The organism is Spirosoma endophyticum (genome assembly GCF_900112365.1).
GTDB classification, from domain to species: Bacteria; Bacteroidota; Bacteroidia; order Cytophagales; family Spirosomataceae; genus Spirosoma; species Spirosoma endophyticum.
In genome coordinates this window covers 45,459-63,918 of sequence record NZ_FOLQ01000010.1, presented here as the reverse complement: position 1 = coordinate 63,918, position 18,460 = coordinate 45,459, and the positions used below count along the sequence as shown (strand labels likewise).

At 48.7% G+C, this 18,460-nt stretch carries 17 protein-coding genes; 11 read left to right on the top strand and 6 right to left on the bottom strand.

Annotated elements, in window-relative coordinates; genetic code table 11:
- Window positions 1–34: 34 nt before the first annotated feature.
- On the bottom strand, window positions 35–1,525 hold the full coding sequence (locus BM202_RS22355; RefSeq protein WP_093830295.1) for a cellulose synthase family protein: 1,491 nt from the start codon (window positions 1,523–1,525) through the stop codon (window positions 35–37).
- Window positions 1,526–1,725: 200 nt separating this feature from the next.
- Between BM202_RS22355 and BM202_RS22350 the strand changes: the two genes are divergently transcribed.
- The 6 genes from BM202_RS22350 (at window position 1,726) to BM202_RS22325 (ending at window position 7,198) form a co-directional block, all read left to right on the top strand.
- A complete protein-coding gene (locus BM202_RS22350; protein ID WP_093830293.1) occupies window positions 1,726–2,526 on the top strand; it encodes a Rossmann-like and DUF2520 domain-containing protein in 801 nt (266 codons plus the stop codon).
- A 308-nt stretch (window positions 2,527–2,834) separates the two neighbouring features.
- Complete coding sequence (locus BM202_RS22345) at window positions 2,835–3,239, top strand: RNA polymerase sigma factor (protein ID WP_245776746.1); 405 nt, start codon at window positions 2,835–2,837, stop codon at window positions 3,237–3,239.
- Window positions 3,240–3,250: 11 nt separating this feature from the next.
- Window positions 3,251–3,748: a hypothetical protein gene (locus tag BM202_RS22340; protein WP_093830289.1), complete on the top strand. Its 498-nt coding sequence runs from the start codon at window positions 3,251–3,253 to the stop codon at window positions 3,746–3,748.
- 79 nt (window positions 3,749–3,827) lie between these two features.
- Window positions 3,828–4,853 carry a WD40/YVTN/BNR-like repeat-containing protein gene (locus BM202_RS22335; RefSeq protein WP_093830287.1) on the top strand — a complete coding sequence of 342 codons (1,026 nt, stop codon included), beginning with the start codon at window positions 3,828–3,830 and terminating at the stop codon, window positions 4,851–4,853.
- Between the two features lie 47 nt (window positions 4,854–4,900).
- Window positions 4,901–6,016, top strand: coding sequence for a glycosyltransferase family 4 protein (locus tag BM202_RS22330; protein WP_093830567.1), 1,116 nt, complete (start codon window positions 4,901–4,903; stop codon window positions 6,014–6,016).
- A gap of 117 nt (window positions 6,017–6,133) precedes the next feature.
- Window positions 6,134–7,198 carry a M48 family metalloprotease gene (locus BM202_RS22325; protein ID WP_093830285.1) on the top strand — a complete coding sequence of 355 codons (1,065 nt, stop codon included), beginning with the start codon at window positions 6,134–6,136 and terminating at the stop codon, window positions 7,196–7,198.
- Between the two features lie 76 nt (window positions 7,199–7,274).
- On the opposite strand, the gene rocD is transcribed toward BM202_RS22325, so the two are convergent.
- Entirely contained in the window at window positions 7,275–8,528 is a 1,254-nt protein-coding gene (gene rocD, locus BM202_RS22320) for an ornithine--oxo-acid transaminase (RefSeq protein WP_093830283.1), read from the bottom strand.
- A gap of 17 nt (window positions 8,529–8,545) precedes the next feature.
- Between rocD and BM202_RS38280 the strand changes: the two genes are divergently transcribed.
- The 3 genes from BM202_RS38280 to BM202_RS22310 all read left to right on the top strand — a co-directional run bounded on the left by BM202_RS38280 (window position 8,546) and on the right by BM202_RS22310 (window position 9,989).
- Window positions 8,546–8,815: a C1orf53 family protein gene (locus BM202_RS38280; RefSeq protein WP_143100728.1), complete on the top strand. Its 270-nt coding sequence runs from the start codon at window positions 8,546–8,548 to the stop codon at window positions 8,813–8,815.
- Window positions 8,816–8,875: 60 nt separating this feature from the next.
- Entirely contained in the window at window positions 8,876–9,115 is a 240-nt protein-coding gene (rpmB, locus tag BM202_RS22315) for a 50S ribosomal protein L28 (RefSeq protein WP_093830281.1), read from the top strand.
- 151 nt (window positions 9,116–9,266) lie between these two features.
- Window positions 9,267–9,989, top strand: coding sequence for an RluA family pseudouridine synthase (locus BM202_RS22310; RefSeq protein WP_093830279.1), 723 nt, complete (start codon window positions 9,267–9,269; stop codon window positions 9,987–9,989).
- A gap of 139 nt (window positions 9,990–10,128) precedes the next feature.
- Here the strand turns inward: BM202_RS22310 and BM202_RS22305 are convergent, their stop codons facing one another.
- Both BM202_RS22305 and BM202_RS38275 read right to left on the bottom strand, forming a co-directional pair.
- Entirely contained in the window at window positions 10,129–10,728 is a 600-nt protein-coding gene (locus BM202_RS22305) for a PIN domain-containing protein (protein WP_093830277.1), read from the bottom strand.
- On the bottom strand, window positions 10,725–11,174 hold the full coding sequence (locus BM202_RS38275; protein WP_093830275.1) for a helix-turn-helix domain-containing protein: 450 nt from the start codon (window positions 11,172–11,174) through the stop codon (window positions 10,725–10,727). The genes BM202_RS22305 and BM202_RS38275 overlap by 4 nt, the downstream gene beginning before the upstream one ends.
- Window positions 11,175–11,313: 139 nt before the next feature.
- On the opposite strand from BM202_RS38275, the gene BM202_RS22295 reads away from it, so the two are divergent.
- Together BM202_RS22295 and BM202_RS22290 are read left to right on the top strand one after the other, a co-directional pair.
- Entirely contained in the window at window positions 11,314–12,177 is an 864-nt protein-coding gene (locus BM202_RS22295) for a restriction endonuclease (protein WP_093830273.1), read from the top strand.
- Between the two features lie 330 nt (window positions 12,178–12,507).
- Entirely contained in the window at window positions 12,508–14,082 is a 1,575-nt protein-coding gene (locus tag BM202_RS22290) for a Na+/H+ antiporter (protein ID WP_093830565.1), read from the top strand.
- A gap of 147 nt (window positions 14,083–14,229) precedes the next feature.
- Here BM202_RS22290 and BM202_RS22285 read toward each other — a convergent pair whose 3' ends face one another.
- The gene (locus BM202_RS22285) at window positions 14,230–17,412 is read right to left on the bottom strand and encodes an efflux RND transporter permease subunit (protein WP_093830271.1); all 3,183 of its coding nucleotides are present in this window, start codon (window positions 17,410–17,412) and stop codon (window positions 14,230–14,232) included.
- A 90-nt stretch (window positions 17,413–17,502) separates the two neighbouring features.
- A complete protein-coding gene (locus BM202_RS22280; RefSeq protein WP_093830269.1) occupies window positions 17,503–18,459 on the bottom strand; it encodes an efflux RND transporter periplasmic adaptor subunit in 957 nt (318 codons plus the stop codon).
- Window position 18,460: the final 1 nt, after the last annotated feature.

The following is an 18,460-nucleotide window of genomic DNA, read 5'->3' as shown; positions in this document are numbered from 1 at the left end:
TTATACTCCTTAGTAAGTCCTATACCATTGGTTCTCAAGCACGAATTACCCCCGGTCGACGCCCGGCCTGAACGATCGAATAGATGAATACCATCCCAAAGCCAACCATGAGCATGATGTGCAAAAAGAACATGCGGAAATCATGGATATAAACAGCCAGAACCAGGCCACCTAAAAAATATATAGACAGAAATCCCTCCACTACCGTCAGCCAGTTCACTCGACGACTTACGTATACATTCGCATCCCATTGATCGGCAGATGTGGTAACGTTGAATTTTGGCGTCCGCACAAACGGAGTCTTTCGGCCTATATATCCTTCAATAACCGCAATGGTATTGTGCAACGACAAGCCCATCATCAAAGAAGAATACATTGGGAAATACCACACCAGTTTGGTTTTAGTCGTTGGCTTCAGGAACCAAAGAGGAATACCGTAAAAGGTAATAAGAATCAGTAAGTTGAATTGAAACAGATTAATGACATAGAAAACCCATTCCCATTCCGGATGATGGCTGCGAATGTAAATAAGGGGTACGCTCATGACGCCCAGAATCAGCACTAGAATAAACGTAGCACTGCTGAACAGGTGAAAAAACGCGTGCAGTTTCATCGTGAAGGATACTCCGGGCGTTCGAAGTACTTTACCGAATAACTTCCGGGCACACTCGGCCGCGCCCTTCATCCAGCGGTATTGTTGCGATTTCAGCGCATTCATCGCTACAGGTAATTCGGCAGGGGAACCGATGTCTTCGCGGTAAACGAATTTCCAGCCCCGCAGTTGAGCCCGGTAGCTTAGATCCAGGTCTTCTGTCAACGTATCACTCTGCCAACCACCCGCATCGGCAATAGCCACTTTACGCCAAACGCCCCCCGTACCGTTGAAATTGGCCAGAAATCCGGCGGCATTACGTCCGCTTTGCTCAATGGTGAAATGAGCATTCAGTCCAAAGGCCTGCAACTGGGTCATCAGCGAAAAATCTTCGTTCAGGTGTTCCCAGCGTGTCTGGACGATACCCACTTTAGGATCAGCAAAGTTCGGTATCGTCTTAATAAGGAATTCCGGATCAGGCACAAAGTCAGCATCGAAAATGGCAATGAACTCGCCTTTGGCAAACTCAAGTCCGTAGGCAAGAGCCCCAGCTTTGAAACCCGTGCGAACCGGTCGGCGGACGTGTTCGATATCGAAGCCCTGCTGTTTGTATTCGTTTACTTTCCGGGCGATTAACTCAACCGTTTCATCCGTCGAGTCATCCAGGAGCTGAATGTCGAGCTTATCTTTTGGATACTCCAACCGTACGATGGCGTCGATTAATCGCTCAACAACATACAGTTCATTGTAGATGGGTAATTGTACCGTTACACGAGGCAGTTTATCTGGCGACAGTATATTAGTCGAATGAGCGGCCTTCCTTCGTTCTTGTTCCGAACGTATGTAAATGATAATGAGGCTTAACTGACCACAGTTGTAAAAAAACAACAACATCAGTGCCAGTCCGTATAAAAGCAGGACCAGAATTTCCATATTGAGGATAATAGCGTTTTATAGCGTTGAACCAAGAGTTGGAATGCCTGGTAACCGAGATAACTCGTTGAGGAAGCAAATGGTTAGTCAACTGTTTCTAATTGATGGATATAAGCGGGAAATCTTATCCATTTTAGGCTCAAATACACTTAACTGCGAGGCTACGGCGCTGATTTACTGAAAATAGTCTATACTTGAGTATGGAAATTTCGTTTATCGGTGCAGGTAACCTCGCCTGGCATCTCGCCCCGGCGCTGGAAAATGCCGGTCATCATATTAATGAGGTCTTTAGCCGTCAGCTTCAGCATAGTCGTCAACTCGTTAGTAATCTGTTTGACGCCCACACGCATTCGGACTTGAACTTTGCCGACAGCCCATCGAGATTATTTATCCTGGCCGTTTCTGATGATGCCCTCGAAAACGTTTGCTCACGGCTGGTCCTGCCCGAAGACGCGATTCTCGTGCATACGTCGGGTGGGCAATCACTTCAACTGCTGGAGCAGTGGATGGCCATTTATAGCGACGTACCTGTCCACACGGGTGTTTTCTACGCGCTTCAAACCTTCACAAAGGGATTGTCTTTTATGGCGTTCGATGAAATTCCACTTTGCCTTGAAGCCTCCGACAAAGAAACGGAAGAATTGTTGGTTCAAATGGGCCAGAACATCAGTGACATTGTTTACCTGATCACCTCCGAAGAACGCCAGGCCTTGCACGTAGCGGCTGTGTTGGCCTGTAATTTCACCAATCATTTACTAACACTGGCCCGGGAGCTGACGATCCGGGATGATCTGGAATTCGATCTGCTCCGGCCAATTATTGCCGAGACATTTCGAAAAGGTCTAGCCGCCAGTAATCCGGCTGACGTGCAGACGGGACCGGCCCGTCGTGGTGACCTGACAACGATTGAAAATCATCTGGCTTTTTTAGCTGACCAGCCGAAATTAGCCGAACTGTATCAAGTCATGAGCGATAGTATTCGACACCATTACGGTAAATAAGTGGCAGTCTAAATATAGCAGAGGAGCCCGAAAAATCAATTTAAGTTTACTTTTATGACGAACATAATACAAAAGTTAACATATTTAGATAACTTGCATTGCTCTAGTTAGTAGGCCTTCCGCTTTATCCCATGCCACGGTTAAATTCAATATACTCAGGAACCGTGCGTGGCTTCCGGTACAAGCTCTATGGAACGCTTGATGTTTACGGTAGTGCGCCTACCGTTAGCCCGCATTGTTTTTTTAATGAATGAAGTTGGATGGGTGCATTGAAACAACCAGATAGGAAACGGAATGCTCAGGAAGTCATGCGAAGTGCAGACCGGCTTTCGCTGTATGATCGTTATGGCTCTATAGCCTATGGAATTATTTTACAGATAATTCCAGAACCGGAGTTAGCGCAAACGGTGTTGATCGATGTATTCTCATCGCCACAGATTAATTCGCTTGCTGAAGGCTCTACTCAGGCAATTGGCCCAATCATTCGATTAGCCAGGGCCAAAGCACTCGACGCAAGACCGAGAGCTACAGCCCTAAATCAGCCGCAACCAATCCAAGTGCCTGAAACGAACGTAAATACAGAAAAACTCGTTTTCAATCTGTCCTTTTATCAGGGATATACGACCGAGGAAATTGCGGATAAACTGCAACTCTCGCAAACGAACGTATTGAAAACTATCTACACGTATTTTAAGCAACTTCGTTCGTCTTAACTGAATTGACTTTGAAGAACTATCAATATTTGACAAGTGGTATTCTGGAAGCGCATCTGTTAGGATTGGCTACTGAAAAAGAACAAGAGGAACTAAAGCACCTGTTGGCCACTGATGCAGATGTATTAAACCAGCTAGCCGAACTCGAAACGGAAATGGAAGCCTATTTCCTGAAAAACTCTGTGCCTCCTCCACCGGAGATACGGGAAAAAATTGAGTTACGTATCAGCGAAACAGAAATCAAAAAATGGGAGGAACCTACTCGTGAAGAATTCACGCAGAAATCGACCGAATCCCGTTCAAATGAGCCTCACTACGTAAATGTCGAGGTAAATAATACGCACATTCAGGTCCATAAACACTGGAAAACTGCTTTCATCGCTGTCTTTATTCTGTCAAAAGTATTTTTGATACTCGGTCTGTATTACTATTTCAAAGCAGATAGTTTGGCGCAGGAAGTTGAGCGCCTGAAAGCAGCAACTCAACAGACAGCTCCTTTGGGCCGCTGACAAAGCAAGCGAAATACATTGAGGTTATTTATCTAATTAACTATCGGCCAGCCATTTACTGACTGGCTTTTTCTTTGCTATGAATTATTTTCTACCTGGTCTTTGCTGTTACCTATTCGTGTTTTTTCCGGCACTTGCCCAATGGCAGCCCCAAACGGTTGGCACCGATGCCAGTTTTAGGGCCGTCAGTGTCGCCAATCCCGACGTTGCCTGGATTGGTGGGACAAAAGGTACGTTCGTTCGAACGGCAGATGGGGGGAAAACCTGGCAGACAGGCACCGTACCTGATGCAAACGACTGTGACTTCCGGGATGTACAGGCTTTTGATGCCCAGACGGCCATATTGATGAGTGCTGGCCCGGCCGAGAAAGGTCAGGCCCGAATTTATAAGACTACAAACGGCGGTCAGAGCTGGTCGTTACTATATCAGACCCAACAGCAAGGCGTATTTTTTGATGGCATGGATTTTTGGGATGCCACGCATGGCATCGTATTTAGCGATCCCATTGACGGAAAATGGTTTATACTCACGACGGATGATGGTGGCAAAACATGGCAACCTGTTTCGCCGGATGCCCTTCCAAGACTAGACGCCAACGAAGCCGCCTTTGCCGCCAGCGGCACCAGTCTGGTTGTTCAGGGGAAACGTAATGTCTGGCTTGCGTCGGGGGGCGGATCGGTTGGGCGCGTATTCCATTCCAGCGACCGGGGCCGAACCTGGGCAGTTAGCAATACAGCCCTGCCAGCTGGCGAAGCTACCGGCTTGTTTGGCATGCACTTTTTTACGGATAAAAATGGAATGGTTGTGGGTGGCAATTACAAACAGGAACAGCAACCTGGCCCGAACGCGGCTATCACCCGCGATGGTGGAAAAACCTGGCAAGTCGTTGCGCAAACGGACCCGCCCGGCCTGAAAGAAGCGGTTGCTCTGCTTCCTGGCGACCGTCTGCTTACCGTTGGTCCTTCGGGAACGAGTTTATCCGCCGATCAGGGCCAAACCTGGCAACGACTCGATACAGAAGGCTTTCATTCAATGGCCTGTGTAAAAGGCACTTGCTATGCTGTTGGTGCAAAAGGAAAAGTAGCCATACAGCGGTTTAAGTAACTGTGGCTAGTAATGACAGTAAGTTTATGCGTAAAATTGCGACTGTAATGAAGATACTATACGATCATCAGGCTTTTACAGCGTCGCGATTTGGAGGGGTAGCCCGGTATTTTTACAACCTGATGGTGGCGCTTCGGCAAAAAGGTGTTGAAACCAAACTTGCCATCCGGTTTTCTAACAACGTATACCTGCAAAACAGCCCCTGGTTCCACACGCAATCGTTCCGGTACTTTCTGGGCTATATGCCCACCAGCATGTTGTTTTCGCAGATCAATCGGTTATGGAGCTCGGTTCAGTTGATGCAAAAAGATTATGACTTGTTCCATCCTACGTTTTTCCACCCTTATTTCCTGAAATTCATTGGCAATAAGCCCTTCGTCCTAACGTATCATGATGCGACCAAAGACAAATTCGGAGATAAATTCGGTCATTTAGATAACGCGTCTAAAGAACTAAAGCAGGCTCTTCTCGACCGATCAGCCCATATAATTGCCGTTTCAGAAAACACAAAAAACGACCTGATCGAAATTTTCCAGATTAAGCCGGATAAAATTACCGCGATCCATCACGCGACTAATTTCCGAAGCCTGTCTGTACCCGATACGTTTCAGATCAAGACGCCCAAGTCTTACTTACTCTATGTAGGCGCACGGGGTAGTTATAAAAACTTCCTGCCGTTTCTTAAGGCTATTGCTCCACTCCTCAAAAAATATCCCCACCTCCACCTGATTTGCGGGGGCGGTGGGGAGTTTAATCCAGAAGAGAACCAACTTATTGATAGTCTGGGAGTAGCCAGTCAGGTAATGTATTATTCCATTGACGATCAGATTTTATACCGTTTATACCAACACGCGCTGGCCTTCGTCTATCCGTCACTTTATGAAGGATTTGGTATTCCTATTCTGGAGGCTTTTGCCACGGGCTGCCCGGTTGTGTTGAGCAATACGTCCTGTTTTCCAGAAGTAGCACAGGATGCCGCACTCTACTTCGACCCCGAATCGGAGACGTCCATTCGGCAACAGATCGAAACGATTATACTGGATGATGCACTTCGCCAATCGTTACGTCAGAAAGGCTACGTTCGGCAGGAAGCATTTTCGCCCGAAAAAGTGGTGACGCAAACCCTGGAAGTTTATCAACGTGTGCTGACTATGAGTCATTAAGCATTTACTGCCCATATTAATCGAATAGCAACAACTACATTTTTTAAAAACGTTACAAACTACGCTCCCTATTTCATTCGTTATTCTGCCGTGTTGAACGATTAACCTGACTTGGTTATGCCTGTGAGAGCGGCTTTATCCCTACCCATTCTTTTGTTAAGTGCGGCTATCAGTAGCCCTTTAGTAGCCCAACAAAGCGGACCGATACGTCCCTTCGGTTCCAGCGCCTTTATCTGCAACTATACCGGCGGACGAGTTAGCCCCGAAGTTATCTGCTCACCTACAACTAAGTCCAACGGGCACGCCGAACGGGTTGTCGACCGAATTTTAAAACCCATCGGGCTGATGCGCAACTTTAAAGTCATTGAGTGCTCCAATACCGACAATTGCTTCGCTACGGTGCTTAAAGGTCAGCGATTCATTGTTTACGATGGCGCCTTCATGGCGCAAATTGAAGAAGAAACTGAAACCGACTGGTCGGCCATTAGTATCATGGCGCACGAAATTGGGCACCACCTGCAAGGGCACACCATTGACGGGCATGGTGGTCAGCCGCAAAAGGAAATTGAAGCGGATAAATTTTCGGGCTTTGTGTTACACCAATTGGGAGCGTCGTTACCGGAGTCTATGGTTGCCGTAAAGGCAATGGGTGACGAAAACGCTACGTCGACGCACCCCGCGAAACTGGCCCGTCTGGACGCCATTCGCAAAGGCTGGCTGGAGGCCGAATCAATGTACCCCAAAAGTAGAACCAGCATCAAAACGCCAGTGGCTATGGCGCCAAGAGCCATCGTACCAACGAACGCTCCGGCAGTTGCAGCGCGGTCTGTTATTGCACCCAAAGCACCTGCCCGGAAGACCGCAACAGTCGGTTGTGTTTCCGGCGATTGCGAAGATGGAACCGGTGTGTTTGTTTACCCAACCCGTGAACGCTACGTTGGTGAGTTTGAAGAAGGCGACAAGCACGGCGAAGGCCTGGAATATTACGCCGACGGAAAGCTGAAATATAAAGGCAATTTCCGCGATAATCTGCGCTCCGACTACGGTGTTTACTACTACCAGAACGGCGATAAATATGTAGGCTGGTTCCAGAAAAACCTCCCCAATGGTAAAGGGACGTATTACTTTGCCGACGGGGAGCGCATCAGCGCTACGTTCAAAAACGGTGATCCGATTCGGTAGAATACTACTCTCTGAAAGAGTGAATAGACAATATTCATTCAGAGAGTATCTCCATTCCCTGATTTACCCTTTATTGTTAAAACGCCAGCATCGTCTTCTCAATCACATCACACGCTTGGTGCATCTGATCTTCGTTGATGACGAGCGGGGGCGCAAACCGGATTTTATCGCCGTGGGTCGGTTTGGTGAGCAGGCCGTTGTCTTTCAATTTCAGGCAGATTTCCCAGGCCGTTTCTTCACCCAGATCAGGACGTTCGCTAATGACGATGGCGTTGAGCAAGCCCTTCCCACGTACTGATTTAACGAGGTCTGTTTTGTGGGTTAACGCTGTCATACGGGCACGGAAAATATCGCCCATCACGGCTGCGTTCTCGGTTAAGTTTTCATCTTCAACGACCTGAAGCGCTTCCATCGTTACGACGCAGGCCAGCGGATTTCCGCCGTAGGTCGAACCATGTTCACCAGGTTTGATTGTCAGCATCACTTCGTCGGAGGTCATCACGGCCGATACGGGCATGGTGCCTCCAGAAAGCGCTTTGCCCAGCACGAGCAAATCAGGTTTTACGTTCTCGTGATCACAAGCGATTCGTTTGCCCGTTCGTCCGATGCCCGTCTGCACTTCGTCGGCAATGAACAGTACGTTGTATTTTGTGCATAAGTCACGTACCCCGCGCAGATAGCCTTCATTCGGCACCACAACGCCCGCTTCGCCCTGAATGGGCTCCACCATGAATCCGGCAATATTCGGATCACGTTTGAACGTATCTTCCAGCGCAGTAAGGTCGTCATATGGAATAATGACATAGCCTGGCAATAATGGGCCGAAATCATTGGTGCTACTGGGATCAGTTGACGATGAAATAGCCGCCAGTGTGCGCCCCCAGAAGTTTCCGGCCGCAAAAACGACTTTGGCCTGATCCTGCGGAATACCTTTGACTTTGTACGCCCATTTGCGGGTTAGCTTCAAAGCGGTTTCTCCCCCTTCAGCGCCCGAATTCATGATCAGTGCTTTTTCGTAACCAAAATAGTCGCACAGGTATTTTTCGCACAGGCCGGTTTTATCATTGTAGAACGCTCGTGAGGTCAACGTAAGCTGTTGCGCCTGCTGAATCATGGCGTTGATAATACGTGGGTGACAATGTCCCTGGCTCACCGCGCTATAGGCCGACAGAAAGTCAAAATACCGTTTATCGTCCACGTCCCAAACGTAGATGCCTTCGCCCCGCGTCAGCACTGCCGGAATGGGATGGTAGTTATGTGCACCGTACTGCCATTCTAATTGCATGGCCTGATCGGCAGACGAGATGGGCGTTGTTGGTTCGTGTATCATGGCGATAAGCGGTTAAAGTGAAAGACGTTGATGAAGTCAATTCGTGTTTTGCAACTAACCGGCGACATGGTCCGTTTCCTCTCAAAAATACAGTTTCTTCCACAGACGCCCAAAACCCGATGCCCTCGTCGAAGCAAAAGAAAATTCCCGGTCTGGCCAATGACGACTATTACTACACGCCCGAAGGGTTTGTGGTTTTTACCGCTACATATCACCTCAAACGGGGGTATTGCTGCCGGAGTGGCTGCCGTCACTGTCCCTATGGATTCAAAAAAAAGGAAGAATGACTTGCAGATTATGAATTAATTAGCCAATTTTGCGCCCTCATACGGAAAACGAGTACGGTAATGGCCAGAGTTTGTCAAATCACAGGAAAACGCACACGCACGGGAAACAACGTTTCTCACGCTAATAATAAAACGAAACGTAAATTCTTCCCGAACCTGCAAAAGAAGCGGTTCTTTGTTGAATCAACCGGCGAATGGATTACGTTGAAAGTGGCTACGTCAGCCATTAAGACCATCAACAAAAACGGTCTGGAAGCAACGCTTCAGAAGGCTTACGAGCGTGGTACGCTGACGGTATAGTCTTTCGCAAGATAGTATCTCTGAGCCTCTTCCGATCAGGAGGAGGCTTTTTGTGTTTCTTTCAGTCAATGGTCAGCAGTCGTTGATCAATAGTGTTTATGACACATATCAAAACTGCCGACTATTGACTATCGACTCTTGACTTATACCCATGAAACTGAATTTTGAAGACCTCATTGTGTTCGAGAATGAGGATTATATACTTATCAATAAACCGCCCCGTGTAGCGTCGCTCGACGAACGTACGGCTGATCGGGGTGGACAGAGCATTATCCGACTGGCGAAAGCCTATCATGCTGATGCCCAACTCGGTCATCGCTTGGATAAAGAAACGTCGGGCATTCTGGCGATTGCCAAAAATCCGGACGCGTACCGACATCTGGCGATGCAGTTTGAACACCGGGAGGTAACAAAACGCTACCACGCCGTTACGAATGGGGTGCATAATTTCGAAGGCATTTCGGTGTATCTGCCCATCTCGCCCCTCAAGGATGGAACCGCCGTTCGGATTGATCGCGAGCATGGGAAAGTTGCCGAAACGATTTTCAATACGTTGCAGGCATACCGCACCACGACGCTGGTGGAATGTATGCCTGTCACCGGACGGATGCACCAGATTCGCGTGCATCTGATGTGCCTGAAAGCGCCCATTGTCAACGACGCGACTTATGGCGGAAAACCGGTCTATCTATCGGAAGTAAAGCGAAAATTCAACCTGAAAGAAGGCACGGAAGAACTACCTCTGATCAACCGCGTTGCCCTTCATGCCTACTCGCTAACGTTCACCATGCTGAACGGTGAAGAGCAAACCTTCGTAGCCCCTTACCCAAAGGATTTTGGCGTACTGGTGAAGCAACTAGAAAAGTTTGCCTAAACGACCTGTTGCCGAGTAGTGAGTATAAAATAATAAAAACGCGAAGCCGGTTTACTTCATTGCTATCCCTTTTCACACCTTCGGCAATCGGGGGTTTATCCGTATAAGGTGTGGGTGGCGGAGAAATAGAGTAAATAGATCATTCTGGCAATAAAAGCATAAGCCCATCGGCTGTTTTGCCGAGTCCGGTTTTTCGTAAGGTTTGGATAACTTCTTGAGCGGTCTTTGGTGGATTTTTGAGATTCGCCACCTGCGCCTGAAAGGCTTGCAACACCTCTTCAGGATTCAGTTCGAGCAGATAGGTAATGAACTCATCTGGATGCTGTGCCTCTATATCGAATGGATGCTGTGCCTCTATATCGAATTGGCTCAAATAGTCATTGGGGAAGTCTTTAAGATTAGCCGTCACAATTACTTGAGCCTGCCCTCGAATGGCAGCCGCCAGAATATGATGATCATCTGGATCAGGGAGATTGATGGAATTGCTCAGCGTTTCATAATGACGAATGGTTGCATCAGGAAAAGCTACATTCATAGCTTTAGTCGTTCGCAAAAGTTGGTCGGCGGTTATATAGAGCCGATTGAGCAACAAATTCTGAGTCCATTCCTCGTGAATTATGTCCGTCCATTTAGGCATATATAGCCCGGCATCCGCTAAGTAAAGCAACAAATCACGTATTGGAGCAGGATAAAGTACGCAGGCATCCAGCAGGGCTGTAAGCTTTGAAAATTGAATCATTCGTAACCCAGGTTAAGCTCTTGCGCTTGTTGGGTTAAAAACTGTAAATTTTCTTTACGCATATCCTTTTGCTGGTTTGCATAGATCAATACCTCTTCCAGCAAAATACGCCGGTGGCTACCTACCTTCTTAAATGGAATAACTCCTTCTTCGAGAAGCTTGACCACATGCGGCCTAGACACATTGAGGATAGCAGCCGCTTGTTGCGTACTAATCTCTGAATCGGACGGAATGAGTGAAATAGCCTTTCCTTGAGCCATGCTGGAAAGAATAACGGCCAACAAATGCAGCGCTTTTATAGGTATGTTGATTGACAGCGAATTAGCTTGTATCTGGATACTACCCTGCTCTGATTCCTTCTGAGCAATCGCCTTAGTAAATAGCGGAAGTGATTCACGGGCTACCTGCTGGTCCTTCAAAGTTGGTCTCTCAACAACGGTTTCCATAGATTTACTAAACTTTGTACAAGTTTAGTAAACGAAATAAACGAAACAAAGTTCTTGATCTATTACGTTCATCAGGAAATAGATTGCTGCAATTGAGTTGTGTATATTTGGGAGCTAGCATCAATCTCCAGACGCCATCATGCCAGAACTATTCAAGTATAAATATGACGACTTATTTAATCCAACATTAACAGCTCTACATAAGCTTGGGGGGTCAGGTTCAATAGAGGAAATTGAAGAAGAGGTTGCAAAAATTTTAAATCTGACAGACGGCCAAGTCAATGAAATTCACAGAGGCAACACAAGCAAACTTTCTTATCGTCTTGCTTGGGCTCGAAATTATTTGAAGCGCTATGGACTTTTAGAAAACTCATCTCGTGGCATTTGGGCTTTGACAGAAAGGGGTTTAAAAACACCTTCAATAGACCAAGAGGCAATTAAGAGGAAGGTTGTTGCAGAAGACAAACAACAAAGGCTTAAAGACAAAACAAAATCAAACGATATTCCAGATGATGCGGGAGCAGACGAAGAGCTTCAGAAATACTCGTGGCAAGAGCAATTAATCGAAGAACTTCAAAAAATTAACCCAGCTGCATTTGAGCGCCTATGTCAGAGACTATTACGTGAACTTGGATTCCAAAATGTTGAGGTAACCGGACGGTCAAACGATGGTGGTATTGATGGAAAAGGTACGTTGCGACTTGGCGGTGTTTTATCGTTTCATGTAATCTTTCAAGCTAAACGATATAAAGGAACTGTATCGCCATCAATTGTGAGAGATTTTAGAGGTGCAATGGTAGGACGTGCTGACAAAGGATTAATTATAACTACTGGTAACTTTTCGAGAGAGGCAAAACGAGAAGCTTCTCGCGACGGTGCTCCTCCGATTGATTTAATGGACGGTAATGACCTTGCCGAAAAATTAAAGGAATTGAAACTTGGAATTGAAATTGAATTAGTAGAAAAAGTTTTTATCAAATCTGATTGGTTTAAAAGTATATAGAGCACGTGCTATTGTTAATTTTATGTCAAGGTGGCAGTTCATTAATTTGCTTGTCAGTATCATTGAAGACAGCATTAACTACAGTGGTTGCCGCAATGCACACTTCTCCTATGTCTTGCCCCAGCGCATTTTCGCACTAATTCCCATATACTGCTAACCGGTGAAGTCAACTTCAATAGTGGTTTCTTCAATGGCCACATTGCTACGTCTTAGAGATAGTACCCAATTCACATTCAACTCCAAAAATCAATATATTAATAGACATAAAGCAGGTATTCAGCCTGTTTTTTTATGCTACTTTTTAGCTTCTACACCCTAATTTTCAGTACGATGCTTGAACACGTTACGTTTTATCTGGGGATGGTGCTGGTCATGTTGCTGCTGATCATCCTGGCTCAGAAAATAAAAGTGGCCTATCCGGTGTTGCTGGTGGTGGCTGGCCTGGGCATTAGCTTTGTCCCCGGCGTACCGGTGCTCAACATGGACCCGGAGCTGATCTTCATCATCTTTTTACCACCGCTGTTGTACGAGGCTGCCTGGGCCGTTTCCTGGAAAGAACTGTGGAAATGGCGACGTATTATCCTCTCGTTTGCCTTTCTGGTCGTCTTCGTTACGGCCCTGAGCACCGCCCTGATTGCCCGCCATTTTATTCCCGGCTTTACCCTGGCACTGGGCTTTTTGCTGGGCGGTATTGTGTCGCCCCCCGATGCGATCAGTGCGGCCGCCATCATGAAATTCGTTAAAGTCCCCAAGCGTATTTCGTCCATTCTGGAGGGTGAAAGCCTTCTCAACGATGCGTCCTCGCTGATTATCTTCCAATTTGCGCTGATAGCTGTGTCGACCGGTACGTTTGACGTGCAGAATGCCTCTATCAATTTTTTGTGGATGCTGATCGGTGGCGTAGGAATCGGCCTGCTGGTTGGCTGGCTGTTTATGAAAACGCATAAACTACTGCCGACCAATGTTAATATCGATATGGCCCTGTCCATTCTCACGCCCTACGCCATGTACATTGCCGCCGAAGAAGCGCATAGCTCGGGGGTGCTGGCGGTCGTGAGTGGGGGACTGCTCATGTCCTACCACCGATTCAGTTTTTTGAGCGGCCGATCCAGAATAAGAGGCTACAATTTCTGGGAAAGCACGTCCTTTATCCTGAATGGCCTTGTTTTTATTCTGATCGGACTCGATCTACCGGAAATTGTTGCCGGGCTGGGCCATACCAGTATTGGGGAAGCGATTGGCTATGGCGTACTGATTACGGTGTCTTTGATTGTTGTCCGGATTTTATCGTGCTACGGGGCCGTCATCACCACCCTCGTGATGCGAAACTTCATAACCGTGGCCGATTCCACAAATCCGGGCTGGACCACGCCCCTGTTCCTGGGCTGGACGGGTATGCGGGGTGTGGTCTCGCTGGCAGCCGCCTTATCCATTCCCATTCACATGGGTAACGGAGCGGCTTTCCCCCAGCGTAACCTGATCCTGTTTATTACGTTCGTCGTGATTTTGCTGACCCTTGTTGTTCAGGGCCTTACGTTACCCGCTATCATAAAAAAATTCGCCTTTGAAGAACGGGATTATGTCAAGCCAGAGGAGAAGGTCGATGCCTTTATTGAAAAAGAGCTTGCTACGTTGGCCCTGCAATACATGCGGGAAAATCTGAGCGAGGCCGAACTTACCCAGCCTATTTATAAAAAACTAATCGACCACAATTCGCGTCAATTATCGGGCGATGAAGCGTTTACCCTTAGTGAGCCGGTCAAAGACCTTTACCAGCATATTCTGGATCGTCAACGGCAATGGCTGGTCGACAAAAACCGAAGCGTCATGACCCTCGACGAAGACATTGTCCGCAAGCATCTCTACTACCTGGATCACGAAGAGGAACGGTTGTTTTTGAGGTAATGGGGAAGCATGTGGTAATCTACCCCACCCCCGGCCCCTCCCCTGAAAAACAGGGGAGGGGTGACTTGCGGAAATTAGCCCGGCAGTGCTAGTAGCCCCTCCCCTTAGTTCAAGGGGAGGGGTTGGGGTGGGGTAAAAGCAGCTACGTTATATCTCCGTCCCTTCCTCAATCGGTTCGGGAATATGATGACCCGTTGAGTCGAGTGGCGTTGGGCGAGGCCGTTTGCGGTTGACGAGGTAGAATAAGGGCGGAATGATCAATGGCGCGAAAAACAACGTAGTGGTCAGGCCGCCGATGATGACCGTTGCCAACGGGCGCTGCACATCGGAACCAATGCCGCTTGAAATAGCCGCCGGAACGAGACCGATAATCGCCACGACCATGATCGCCATGATGGCCCGGAACTGCTCCTGCGCCGTCTCGATGGTGATTTCCAGCAACGATTTCGGATTGTTCAGCAGATTTCGATTCAGGGCCGAGACGAGTAATACGCCCGCCATCACCGAAATACCAAAGATCGACACGAAACCTACCCCTGCCGATACGTTGAAGTTATAACCCCGTAGCAACAGCGCGCCAATACCTCCACCTAAGGCAAACAGCAAACAGGTGAGCGTCAGCAACGTATCGCGGACGTTGCCGTACAGCATAAACAGGAACAGGAACACGACCACAATGGTCAGCGGAATAGAGATGAGCAACTGACCGCCCGCCCGTTCCAGATTTTCGTATTGACCGCCGTAGATGACGCTGTAACCTTCGGGGATTTTAACGTGCTGACGGACTTTCTCACTGATTTCCTTCACAAATCCACCCTGATCGCGACCCCGAATGTTGGTCCTAACCGTGACCATGCGCTTGCCATTGATGCGGTAAATATTGGTCTGTCCCTGCACGTAGCGAATGTCGGCCAGCTCGTTCATGGGAATCAGCGCACCCGTTGCCGAGGGTACCTGCAACTGCCGAACAGCGTCAATACTTCCCCGGCTTTCGGGCGTGAAGCGCACTACAATGTCGTAACGTTTGGCTTCGTCGTAGATCGACCCAACGGTTTTGCCACCGATGGCCGCTTCAATCATGTTCTCGATTTCCGATACGTTGATGCCGTAGCGGGCCGCAGCCGGGCGATTGATCTTGATGGCTAACTGATCCTGCGGACCTTCCTGCTCAATATTAACCGAAACCGCACCACTCATTCCTTTCACCAGAGCAGAAATGCTATCGGCTTTGGCACGCATCAGCGTCAGGTCGTTGCCGACTACCGAAATGGCTAAGTCGGCCGCGCTTCCCGTCACGATTTCCATCACCTGGTCGATAATCGGTTGCCCCGACGAGAAGAAAGCACCGGGAAAGGCTTCCTGCAACTTGCTCTGCATCGACCGCACGATTTCTTTCTTCGAAATTGTATCCGACCAGGTGCTGTAATCTTTCAGACCAATCAGAATTTCGGTCCGGTCGGTTGGGAACGGGTCGGTGCCGTCGTCGTTACGTCCGGCTTGTGTAATCACAAAACTGACGGGTTTATACGTACTGATAATATCCCGAATCTTGGGCGAGATTTTCGCATTTTCCTGAATTGTGATCCCCGACGGCATGAACGCCCGCATGAAAATGGAACCTTCATCCAGCTCGGGCAGGAATTCAGTACCAAGCTTCAGACCAAAGCCAATCATGACCAGCACAACCGCCATGCCAACACCGACAATTAACCCCGGCACCCGCATCAGCGTCGAACGGAGCAACCATTGATATCCTTTTTCCAGTGGTGACAGCAGGAAGTTTTTGTGTTCTTTTAGTGGTTTGCCGCCGGGCGAGAGCGCTTTCCGAAAGGCAAACGAAATCAGCACCGGAATAATCGTTAGCGCACAAATCAGCGAACCGATTACGGCAAACGACAGTGTCAACGCCATCGGGCTAAACAACTTCCCTTCAACGCGTTGCATCAGCAAAATCGGCATGTAGGCCAAAATAATGATGGTGACGGAGAAGAAAATTTCCCGTGCCACCTCGCCTGCTGATCGCGCTGTTACGTTCACAACGCCCTGATTTCGATCGGCCGGACCCGCCGACCGGTATCGTCTGAGAAGGTGTTCGGCCATGACGCTGGCGCCGTCCACGATAATACCAAAGTCGATAGCGCCTAATGACAATAAGTTCGCCGGAATGCCGACCAGTTTCATCAGAATGAACGCAAACAGCAGCGAGAACGGAATCGTGACCGTAACGACCAAAGCCGCCCGCAAACTTCCCAGAAACAGAACGAGCAGAATCGCCACGATGGAAATTCCCTCGATCAGCGTGTGAGCAACCGTTTCGAGCGAGTGATCGATCAAAAAGCCCCGGTCGTAGAGTATTCGCAGATGGACGCCTTTGGGGAGTTCACGCGCTTCGAGATCGGCGATTTTTTCTTTGAGGAGTTCCAGCACTTCGCTCGGATTTTCCCCGCGACGTAGCAAAACGATCCCTTCGGTCGCGCCTATTACGTCCAGATTTTCATCAGGAATTCGATAACCCAAAATACCCGACGGCGACGGCGGATTAATCTCGACGCTGGCCACATCACGCACCAACACGGGTACGCCTTCGTTGGCTTTCAGGACGATATGCTGCACATCATCGGGCGTTTTCAGCGCCCCCAATCCACGCACCGCAAAACCCTGTCCACCCCGCGAAATGACATTACCACCCGTATTCTGATTGTTTTTCTGAACAGCTTCGATAACATCCTGTAGCGTCAGGCTGAATTTGCGCAGCTTGGCCGGGTTAGGAATAACCTGAAATTGCTTGATGGGGCCACCAAAGGTCGTTACGTCGGCCAGGCCCGGTACTTGCAGCAGTTGCGGAATAATGACCCAATCCTGCAAATCGCGCAGTTGCATAGGTGTCATACTCGACGGAGCCTCGATCACGTAGCGGTAAATTTCGCCAACGGCTGTGGTCAGCGGGGCCAGTTCGGGCGAAACGCCATCCGGTAGTTGGGCACCCGTAAGTCTTTCGATAACCTGCTGACGCGCAAAGTAATCCGTTACGGTTTCATCAAAATTCAACTGCACCACCGACAGCCCGAAGATGGTCCGCGACCGCCGATCCGTTACGTGTGGGACGCTGTTAAGCACCCGCTCGATCGGGATCGTTACCTGCTGCTCCACCTCTTCTGCCGCGCGACCGTCGTATTTAGCAATGACGATGACGTTGGTATCGGCAATATCGGGATAGGCCTCAATCTTCAGTAGTTTGAAGCACCACAACCCCAGACCCATTACGGCCACCGCCATGCCCACAATGGCCCAGCGATTTTTGAGGGAAAATTCGATTAGTTTCTGAATCATCTATTCATCTGGGCCAAGCCGCTACGGCGAACCGTTCTCGTTTATCCCTTAACAAGGTGCTACAAAGGCCAGGCTAAAACCTGGCTGACGTTAATACCCAAAGCTCAATCCCTTCAATTGCATGACATTAGCGGTCACAACCTGGTCGTTTTCCTTCAAGCCATTTTGCACCACTACCCGATCGACCCGTTGCTGACCGAGTTGCACCGCACGACGCTCAATAGCTTGTGGTCCGGCCTGCACAAATACGTAATCGCGACCCTGTACCGTGACGATGGCATCGCGCGAGACCGTCATAGACTGACCTTCTGAAACACCAAATTCCACCGTGGCGAACATGCCTGCTTTGAGTCGACCATCGGGGTTAGCCACCGAAATACGTAGCTTAATCTGACGTGTGGTGTTATCGACGTAATCATTGACGTTATCGATTCGACCAACAAATCGCTCGTTCGGGAAAGCCGTGAAATTAAGCGAGCAAGCGAGCCCTTTCCGAATGCTACCAAACTGATTTTCAGGTATTTCACAAACCACCAAAATTGTATTTGGCGGAGACTGTCGCAACTCTTTTGGATCAAAACCAGCAAGTTTCAGGGTTGCTTCATCCGAAATAATAGCCGCTTCTTCGTTGGCCAACTGAGTCTGCGCTTCAATTACTTCTTTGCCCGATGCCGCGCCATGTGCCTGCAAATCTTTCACCCGATCCAGATTACCGCGCTCCGTCTGAATGTTGATCCGGTGCTGCAAAATGGCCGTGTAATTCTCCGACAAACTAGGCTCATCGAATAAAACCAACCGCTCAGCCGGGTTCTCCACCGAACGTAGCACCATAGCCGCTACGTGACCGGGCGCCGAAAAATCGGTACGGATAGCTCCCGAATGAGCGGGTTGTGTCGTGAAGGCCCGCATCATCACCGAATCCGGGAAAGTGATACGTCCGCCGTCGGTACTGATCGTTGGGCGGGGAATTGACGTAACAACGGGCTTTGGTTTCTCTTTACAGGCAACTACCAGGAGAGCCAGCAGGCATATAGGGTGGAATTTCATT